This is a genomic window from Chamaesiphon sp. VAR_48_metabat_403 (assembly GCF_031422475.1).
In the GTDB taxonomy this organism is placed as follows: Bacteria; Cyanobacteriota; Cyanobacteriia; order Cyanobacteriales; family Chamaesiphonaceae; genus Chamaesiphon.
Window position 1 is genome coordinate 1 of sequence record NZ_JANPLS010000072.1, and the last position, 9,096, is coordinate 9,096.

Below are 9,096 nucleotides of genomic sequence, written 5' to 3' on the forward strand. Positions count from 1 at the left end.
GCTTCACTTGCGGCGTTTTTATTCGGGGGTTGCCCCCGAATAAAAACGACAAGACAGGGCAAAGAAGCGAGCTTTTTGGGGGAAGCTTCCCCCCAAAACGTCGCGCCCCAAGAACGCACTTTTCGCTCCCCGCTCGATCCCCTATCCGCCGTTAATGTTATGAAAATTGCTAACGATATTACTGAATTAGTCGGTCGCACGCCGCTGGTGAGACTCAATCGCATCCCACAGGCTGAAGGCTGTGTTGCAACTATTGTGGTTAAGCTAGAAGGCATGAACCCCGCCTCATCTGTCAAAGATCGGATTGGGGTCAATATGATCGAAGCTGCCGAAAAAGAAGGCTTGATTACGCCGCACAAAACAATTCTAGTCGAACCTACATCTGGCAATACAGGCATCGCACTCGCGATGGTAGCAGCGGCGAAGGGCTATAAATTGATTATTGCCATGCCCGAAACCATGAGTCTGGAGCGACGAGCGTTATTAAAAGCTTACGGTGCCCAATTAGAACTCACTCCCGGTAGCGAGGGGATGAGCGGCTGTATTCGCCGCGCTCAGGAAATTGTCGATAAGACACCTCATGCTTACATGTTGCAGCAATTTCGCAACCCTGCCAATCCTCAAATTCATCGGGTAACTACCGCCGAAGAAATTTGGGCTGATACCGATGGTACCGTCGATATCGTCGTTGCGGGAGTCGGCACGGGTGGAACGATTACCGGAATTGCCGAGGTTATTAAACCGCGCAAACCAGAATTTAAAGTAATTGCGGTCGAGCCAACTAATAGCCCCGTACTATCTGGTGGCAGACCGGGGCCGCATAAAATTCAGGGGATTGGCGCGGGGTTTGTGCCACAGGTACTCAAACTTGAAGCTATCGATGAAGTAATTACCGTTACCGACCAGCAAGCGATCGAATACGGTCGTAGACTGGCAAGAGAAGAAGGGCTATTATCGGGGATTTCGACTGGTGCGGCTCTATGTGCCGCGATCGCTGTCGGTCGTCGTCCTGAAAATAGCGGTAAACTCATTGTGATGATTCAGCCGAGTTTTGGCGAACGCTATCTGAGTACGCCGTTATTTCAAGATCCTGAAGCTTAAAATTGTCTGGTTTCGTTGGCGAAGAATCGCATCGCAATTATCGCTTAAACCCTGAATCCTAAAACCTAAAGCCTAAAGCCTAAAGCCTGTCTTGAAAAGGTGCTTTACTTGCGACTCACCTTCTCCTAACGGAGACGCTACGCGAATGGACGGGTTCCCCGTCAAAAGAGGTGAGTCAGCGGCGTTTTCTTATTCGGGGGTTCCCCCCGAATAAGAAAACGACAAGACAAGACAGGGGTTTCCCCAAGTAAAGCACTTTTCGCTAAAGCCTAATCCCTAGATCGATGTCAGAAACGCACTACCAAGTTCTCCAAGTCTCTCCTCAAGCCACTGCTGATGAGATCAAACAATCTTATCGGCGGTTGGCGAAAGAATTTCATCCCGATGTTAATGGTGGCAAAACTAATGCCGATCTCATTATTAAGCTGAATGCCGCTTATGAGGTATTGGGCGACGAGCGGCAGCGCAGAGCTTACGATTATTTATTCGAGCCATCTGTTGCCATTCCCCGCCAACAATCCGATCCGACTCACTCCCCCCGTCGTCCTCGGACGGTAGGACGAGAAATCGATGAAGATTTAATCTTATGGTTGAATCAAGTTTATCAACCGATAAATCGGATGGTAAATTGGATTATTAAGCCCCTCAAGACCCAAATTCACGAACTTTCTGCCGACCCTTTTGATGATGAATTGATGGCAAATTTTGAGCTGTATATTACTAATTGCCAGCAACATCTACAGAAGATCGATAAGATTTTTCACTCGATGCCCAATCCGTCTTTACTTGCCGAAATTGCTGCTAATTTATACTATACGATCGATCGCGTTGCTGATGGTGTTAAAGAATTAAATTTCTACATCATGAACTATGACGAAAGCTATTTACACGATGGCATCGAGATGTTTAAAATTGCCGCGCAATTGCAAAAAGAAACTAATAAGAAAGTAAAGAGCTATAAATAATTAAGTAAGAAGTAAGAGTTTTCACTATTCACTTTCATAACCAATTGCTAACTACTCATAACCAGTAAACTAATGAGTGAATTTATCTTTCATCTGGCATTCCCGATCGCGAACATTCCAGACACTAAAAAATTCTATGTCGATGGCATGGGTTGTACCGTGGGTAGAGAGACAGCTAATTCGCTAATTTTAAACCTCTATGGTCATCAATTAGTCGCCCACATTACCAAAACCGATTTAACAACCCAATCGGGAATTTATCCCCGCCATTTCGGGATTGTTTTTCCGACTTTAGCCGATTGGCAAGGATTACTCGATCGCGCGACAGCGCAACAGCTAAAATTTTATCAATCGGCAAAACATCGCTTTCCAGGCGCGATTACCGAGCATCGAACTTTTTTCTTAGAAGATCCTTTTGCTAACTTATTAGAGTTTAAATATTATAGCCATAGCGAAGCAATCTTTGGGGCAAGTGATTTTACTCAAATTGGTGATGCGATCGGTTGAATTAATGCAGAGTGAATAGCTGTTAATACCCGTCGATCGGCTACCATTAATGGATGGGCGATTACGGGAAATTGTCGTTCTGTGCCAATGCCTAATTGGGAACTACTCGGCGGTAATATAATCAAGTCGAAAGGTGTCCAGAAGGACGTGAAATTAATCTGATTTAAGCGATCGACATCCTTACTCAAATCGGTAATAAAATCGCTGTTTGGGCGCATTTGCATACAACCAGTTCGTCCAGAAAAATTTGCCGCAATCGTCCCCCGATGGGGCGTAGAAATTGTAATAAATCGATCGACTCGATCGAGTCCACCCAATCTTTGCAGATAATAACGCGTTACCAACCCACCCATACTAAATCCTAGCAAGTCAATGCGCTGCTGCGGGGCAAAAGTGCGATCGATTAAATCGGCGACTTGTGCTGCTAATATTTCTAATCTAGTATCGCCAGTGTTAGCATCGAGATCGATATCGGCAACTTGCCAACCTAAATCTTGCAGGTAGCTAGAGATTTTCCGCATTTTATAGCTGGTATCCATTAAGCCATGTACTAGCAGAATTGGGTTTCGACGGTAGGGAGCCGTGGTGTTAAAATTAGACTGGATGGTGCTGTTAGTTGCCACGATAATTTAGTCGATCGATATGTTAGTTTCAATTTTAGGCTGGCTAGCAATCGAGGCTCGATTTGTTCGTGACAGTTTCTCAAGTGGCTCAAAGATGAGAGCTAGTAAACTTTTGTTAAGCTTTGTAAGCTTATCTTGCACTTGCTAGCAGTCAAATTTGATAATTTAATTCTATGTAATGAGAGAGATAATTTACCGTGTTTTTTAAAAAGTTTTTTGGTCGTAAAAATGATGGCTTCTTTGTCCAACTAGAAGATGAAGATGCTTCGTCTAAGCCCGCAGCTAAAGCTCAACCAGAGGCTAAAGCTAAACCAGCGGCTGCACCTGCACCAGCCGCAACTGTAACTAAAGAAGCGACACCAGTTGCCGCAGCAGCCACATCCGCAGCACCAGCAGCAGTCGCAGCTAAAGTCGATAAAAAAGCAGCGAAAAAAGCGGAAATTCCTAAGGTTGAAGCAGCTCCAGTGCCTGTAGTCACCGCGCCTCCTGCGCCCCCGATTACCAACTTTGCGACGGACTATCTAATTAAACCTTCTTCTAGCAGCAGCCGTCGTCTTCCTGGCGCGAATATGCGAGGATTTTTGGAGTTAGCGCGTCAGGTTGACAAACCCAAAGCCTTTAAAAATACGGCCGCAGAACGCAAACCTGGCAAATAGTAGCCCAATTTACTGGTAGTCTCTAGCACAAATTTGGTAGGGGCAATGTCTTGTCGGTTTTTTATTCTGAGGGAACCTCCGAATAAAACCGCCGCTTCATGAATTACCCCTACTTCAAATCTATATTTAATCCCGATCGCGATCGCGACACATCGAGAGCATACTATACAGATGAAAAGCGCGATCCCAATTGCTATCGGCACGACGCAATAACTCTAGGTGTGGCTCGATCCTGCCGATCGCTTCGGGATAACCGATCGCGGTATCTGCAAATGGCGTAAAATTGTTTTGATGCGGAACGTCAGCCAATCGTTCGCTAATTTGAGCCATCACATTTTTCCAATTGTCACGACTGGTAGCTGGAATCCGCTGTGTATTAGACAAACCACCGAAATTGCCATTTAATCGATCGTCTGGATTACCATTATTAGTTCGATCGCGCTGCTGATGGAGTGCCTGTTTATACTCAGAAAAATCGTAAGTTTGCGAGCATAATCTAAAGATACTCCGGCGATCTCGCAATTGTAAATCGCAGACATGCACGTAGTCGAGCACTTTGGGCTTGCGGTAAGTCCGATTGCGCGCGTCGATTTCCATCACTTCTTCAAAAATCGGTAACATGCCACTGACGATCTGCGTGACTTCCGACCAGTTAAAATTGACTGTCCGCAGTTCGCTGCGATCGTCGCTACAAACGATTGTAGCTTGAGGATGAAAAGAGCTAACGTGCCCCACCTGAAAGACAAACACCTGTTGCGTGTCGGGTTGAGAGACGCAAAAACAAGGAATCTCCGCCTGAAGCAATCGATCGCGGTAAAATTCTAATTCGCTCATTTGTCCTAATCGATACAGTCGCCACCCCCGACTGGGAAGCTGAAGTCTGGCACTATATGGATCTAGCTCCATAATTGCGGCAAACTTGGCTACGACAGCTTGCTTGTGTTCTTGAGATATCGGTTCGAGTACTAAATAACCTGGAGCGGTATTTACATCACTCCCAGTTCTAGCTTGCGCTAGCGCATCTGCCTGACTTTGAGATTGAATCCGTTCGATGCGTTGGATTCCTTGACGCGCCTCGGCAGTAATTTTAACATTGACAGCATGTTTGAGCAACATTCGATAAATTTCGAGGGCATTATCGAGCCGATCTGTTGCTTCTTGCAATTTTGCTGAGTACAGTTGAACTTGATGGTCGTCTGGTCGTTGCTCGACTAACACGGCAATTAGCTTGGCGGCAGTCTGATAGTCCTGACGATTTAAGGCAGCAGCCGCTTGCTCTAACATAACTTTAAAGGAATTAGTGGCATGGAATAATCTTTCCAACTCCAAGACACGATCGTTTCAGTGGCTGATAGTTGTCAAAATAGTTAGCGCGGTCGATCGACAAGTCTCCAATCCGCTCTATCTATTCAGAATGCCCCTTTTACTAGCAAAGTTAACTCCCCTCTCAATTTTGGATTATGGATTAAACATCCCCCAGTCCCCCCGTCTCCCTGTCCCCCATCTCCCCCCCCATCTCCCCCAATGCCCCTAGCCCAACTAACACCCAGCCACGGAATTATACTCGGATTGCTACTTGGGTTTGCGATCGCCCATAGCGGACTGGCAGCTTTAAGATCTTGGGGTGAAACCAAGATTGGCGCGCGGTTGTACCGCGTGTTATTCGCATTAGTGAGTATTCCATTTGCGACTATTCTAATTATTTACTTTTTCAATCATCGTTATGATGGTTGGCAACTATGGCAAGTTCAGGGGACACCCTGGGTCGCCCCACTCGTCTGGATATTGTCGTTTATCTCGTTTTTATTTCTGTATCCAGCCACCTTCAATCTGCTGGAAGTCGCTGCCGTCCTCAAACCGCAAGTCCGGATTTATGAGACAGGAATTATGCGAATTACTCGGCACCCGCAAATGGTCGGACAATTAATCTGGTGTGTCGCCCATACGCTCTGGATCGGGACTAGTTTTACGTTAGTGACTTCGATCGGTTTAATGCTCCATCATTTATTTGCAGTCTGGCATGGCGATTATCGCCTGGGACAGCGGTATGGCAAGGAGTTTGGACTGGTCAAAGCTAGAACCTCGATCGTGCCCTTCTTGGCGATTTTAGACGGCAGACAGAAGCTGAACTTAGCTGAGTTTCTCCGACCTGCTTATATCGGTGTTGTTGCTTTCGTCCTATTGTTTGCTTGGGGACATCCGTGGTTGATTCAGATGGCTGCCAGGGTATCCTTTTAAAAGGTCGATCGCTATCTGCTGGCTATCCGATCGATCGACATCCGTCATAGTTCTCAAGTTTATTACCTCGATCCCTTCTAGTTATTCGCCGATCCCTATACCCCGATCGTGCTGATTAGGGTTAAAATAATTACTTATATAAGAAAATATTTAATATTCAACCAACCGTGTTGTATGATCCATTTTGTAACAGATTTGAATTTCAAAGAACAGGTTCTCGCATCGTCCATTCCCGTATTAGTCAACTTTGGAGCACCTTGGTGCGGCCCGTGTCAATTAATTCAACCGACACTGATTCAGTTTCACGATCGCTGGCGCGAACAAATTAAACTAGTAAATATTAACGCAGACAAAAACCTCAAGTCAGCTAGTACTTATAAACTAAGAACTCTCCCAACTTTAATATTATTTACCAATGGTAGAATCTTAGACCGACTAGAAGGTTTCCATAGTAAAGAAGAACTCCAAGGCAATCTCGATCGGATCGCGATGATTGCTACGCTGAATTCACAAATGGGCGATCGTAGCAAACAGATCCAAATCGATTGGCGATTGGTAGCAACTGAATAAGTTACTACTAGGTACCCAATTTTTTGTAACTATTGGGTATCGACTCGATCGAGATAGCTACTAGATTTAATTATCTTTAAGCTTAGGCTTAGTAGTTGATTCCCGCTTGAACTGTTGTCGGCGGAGACTGTCTATCCGATCGTTTACTTGCTTTTGTAACTCAACTCGATCGACGCGTTTGCTATAAATTTTCAGGTATTTAATTGCTTCATCGGTATTACCGTCATTTTCCTTAACCCTAGCTAGTGCTAAATAGTCTTGAGTCGCTACCATTGGGGCAATATCGTTATAGCTTTTAATAATTTGGGGGACGACGATAGTTGACAAGAAAACTAAAAATATAAACGATATTTTGGCATCTGGTTTAATCGATTCGACTAAATACATTGCTAGTGCAAACACTAACACCATTACAATCGACATAAATAATAAATGCGGATCTTGGATAAACAAATTAGAAATTTGTTCTACATCCGTGTGGTGTCTGCCGATCGTGTATCCAACCAGTGCCGTCGTAGTCGGTAAAGTAAATTGTCGCAGAGCCGAGCCTTTGCCACTAAGATGAAAAATCAGTGACAGAATACTGGCGATACTAGCAATGATAGTCCAGAAGGTCATAAACAATAGAGCGGGGTAAGCTGACGTTGTATCCCAATTTTCTTAACTATCGATCGTCGATTGATAGTTAAAATTTAGATGATGGATATCGCGAGTCATACTAGCACGCATCGGTCTAAATTTTCTGTAGTAATTTAAAATCTGTTATCCTTGTTTTGCCAATAGTGGTGCGGCGGCTAGTAGCTCTTGAGTATACGGTTCGCGGGGATTAAAAAAAATTTCTTGGGTATCGCCCCATTCGATAATTTGCCCCTGATTCATGACAGCGATGCGATCGCACAAAAATCTTGCCAACCAGAGGTCGTGAGTGATAAATAAATAGGTGAGATTGTGTTCGCGCTTGAGTTCTAGCATCAGTTCCAGTACTTCGGCTTGAATCGTGGCATCTAACATGCTGACTGGCTCGTCGCAAATTACTAATTTAGGCTTGGTAATCAGAGCGCGGGCAATGCCTACCCGCTGCTGTTGCCCGCCTGAAAGCTGATTGGGATAACGATCGTAGTATTCATCGGCTGGATTCAATCCCACCCGTTCGAGCATCGCCAGTACTTGCGATCGGGTTTGTGCTGGCGTATCGGTAAGCTGATGAATAATCAGGGGATCGGCAATGCTTTCGCCAACAGTCATCATGGGGTTGAGCGACGCGCTCGGATCTTGAAAGATCATCTGCATCTCGCGACGTTTGGATCGGATTTGAGCGGGGGATAGAGTGGTGAGTTCTTCGCCGCAGAATGTTACGGTACCGCCCGTTGCGGGAACTAGTTGCAAAATCGTTCGCGACAGGGTACTTTTACCACACCCCGATTCGCCGACTAGCCCGAAGATTTCACCTTCATAGAGTTCGAGGTGGACATTTTCGACAGCTTTAGTAATTTTGGGTTTGGCGTTAGTTAGAATCCGCTGGATGAGGCTGGTTTCGATCGTGTAATGTTTTTGGAGTCGATCGAGCGTCAGAATCGGCTTTTTGAGCGGTGGTGCGGTGGGTGTCAATTCTTCGACTCGCTCGTTAGTCTGGACGTGAAGAGCCGATTTAAGTAAAATTTGGGTGTATTCAGCCTGAGGATTGCCAAAAATCTGCTCGACGGTACCTTCTTCTTCTTTGCGCCCTTTATTCATCACGACAATCCGATCGCAATAAGTCGCGATCGTCGCTAGATCGTGAGAAATTAATAGTAACCCCATCTCGCGTTCTTGACACAACCGCGTCAATTCTCGCAAGATTTCTGCCGATACCCGCACATCCAAACTCGTCGTCGGCTCGTCGGCAATAATTAACTTAGGATTGAGTAGTAAAGCTAGCGCGATCGCCACCCGCTGGCGCATTCCCCCGCTGAATTCATGGGGGTATTGGTTCCACCTATCTTCAGGAATTTTGACGGCTGCTAGGGTGTCTAGAGCGCGTTGTTTGGCTTGCTGTTTAGTCAGGTGCGGTTCGTGTGCGTAGAGGGTTTCCAGACAGTGATTGCCAATCGTCATCAGCGGATCGAGTCGCGTCATCGGATCTTGGAAAATTAAGCCGACAGCTTCACCCCGAAATCGCCGCAAGGCTTCAGCATTCATCGCTGGTATGGATTTCCCTTCAAATAGAATGTCACCCTCGATCCGCGAATTCGTCGGTAATAGGCGCATAATCGCCTTACCCAGAGTGGATTTACCACACCCCGATTCGCCCACAAAGCCAATTTTTTCGCCAGCAGCCAATCGAAACGAGACATCTTCAATCGCATTTACCACTTGCTGACTTGAATCCGATTGCGGATAAGTCACCCAGAGGTTGCGGACGGTTAGTAGGGACATTTGGGGGGAAGGGGGTGTGGG

10 protein-coding genes are annotated in these 9,096 nt (G+C 45.8%); 6 read left to right on the plus strand and 4 right to left on the minus strand.

From position 1 onward, the window contains the following. Window positions 1–159 precede the first annotated feature (159 nt). The 3 genes from cysK (at window position 160) to RMO79_RS03570 (ending at window position 2,573) form a co-directional block, all read left to right on the plus strand. Window positions 160–1,101 carry a cysteine synthase A gene (gene cysK, locus RMO79_RS03560; protein WP_310481688.1) on the plus strand — a complete coding sequence of 314 codons (942 nt, stop codon included), beginning with the start codon at window positions 160–162 and terminating at the stop codon, window positions 1,099–1,101. Window positions 1,102–1,385: 284 nt separating this feature from the next. Next, a complete protein-coding gene (locus RMO79_RS03565; protein ID WP_310481680.1) occupies window positions 1,386–2,066 on the plus strand; it encodes a DnaJ domain-containing protein in 681 nt (226 codons plus the stop codon). 72 nt (window positions 2,067–2,138) lie between these two features. Further along, window positions 2,139–2,573 (plus strand): VOC family protein, encoded by a 435-nt coding sequence (locus tag RMO79_RS03570; RefSeq protein WP_310481681.1) that lies wholly within the window; start codon window positions 2,139–2,141, stop codon window positions 2,571–2,573. Here the strand turns inward: RMO79_RS03570 and RMO79_RS03575 are convergent. After that, window positions 2,549–3,196, minus strand: coding sequence for a triacylglycerol lipase (locus tag RMO79_RS03575; RefSeq protein WP_310481682.1), 648 nt, complete (start codon window positions 3,194–3,196; stop codon window positions 2,549–2,551). The genes RMO79_RS03570 and RMO79_RS03575 overlap by 25 nt on opposite strands. 197 nt (window positions 3,197–3,393) lie before the next feature. On the opposite strand from RMO79_RS03575, the gene RMO79_RS03580 reads away from it, so the two are divergent. Continuing rightward, on the plus strand, window positions 3,394–3,852 hold the full coding sequence (locus RMO79_RS03580) for a hypothetical protein (RefSeq protein ID WP_310481683.1): 459 nt from the start codon (window positions 3,394–3,396) through the stop codon (window positions 3,850–3,852). A gap of 126 nt (window positions 3,853–3,978) precedes the next feature. Here the strand turns inward: RMO79_RS03580 and RMO79_RS03585 are convergent, their stop codons facing one another. Next, window positions 3,979–5,136, minus strand: a complete 1,158-nt coding sequence (locus tag RMO79_RS03585) for a hypothetical protein (protein ID WP_310481684.1) — start codon at window positions 5,134–5,136, stop codon at window positions 3,979–3,981. Between the two features lie 240 nt (window positions 5,137–5,376). Here RMO79_RS03585 and RMO79_RS03590 point away from each other — a divergent pair, with 240 nt between their 5' ends. Together RMO79_RS03590 and RMO79_RS03595 are read left to right on the plus strand one after the other, a co-directional pair. Then, entirely contained in the window at window positions 5,377–6,090 is a 714-nt protein-coding gene (locus RMO79_RS03590) for an NnrU family protein (RefSeq protein WP_310481685.1), read from the plus strand. Between the two features lie 195 nt (window positions 6,091–6,285). Continuing rightward, window positions 6,286–6,660: a thioredoxin family protein gene (locus tag RMO79_RS03595; RefSeq protein ID WP_396136511.1), complete on the plus strand. Its 375-nt coding sequence runs from the start codon at window positions 6,286–6,288 to the stop codon at window positions 6,658–6,660. 66 nt (window positions 6,661–6,726) lie between these two features. Here the strand turns inward: RMO79_RS03595 and RMO79_RS03600 are convergent, their stop codons facing one another. Beyond that, window positions 6,727–7,278 carry a hypothetical protein gene (locus RMO79_RS03600; protein WP_310481687.1) on the minus strand — a complete coding sequence of 184 codons (552 nt, stop codon included), beginning with the start codon at window positions 7,276–7,278 and terminating at the stop codon, window positions 6,727–6,729. 144 nt (window positions 7,279–7,422) lie between these two features. Continuing rightward, window positions 7,423–9,075 carry an ABC transporter ATP-binding protein gene (locus RMO79_RS03605; protein ID WP_310481689.1) on the minus strand — a complete coding sequence of 551 codons (1,653 nt, stop codon included), beginning with the start codon at window positions 9,073–9,075 and terminating at the stop codon, window positions 7,423–7,425. Between the last annotated feature and the right edge of the window lie 21 nt (window positions 9,076–9,096).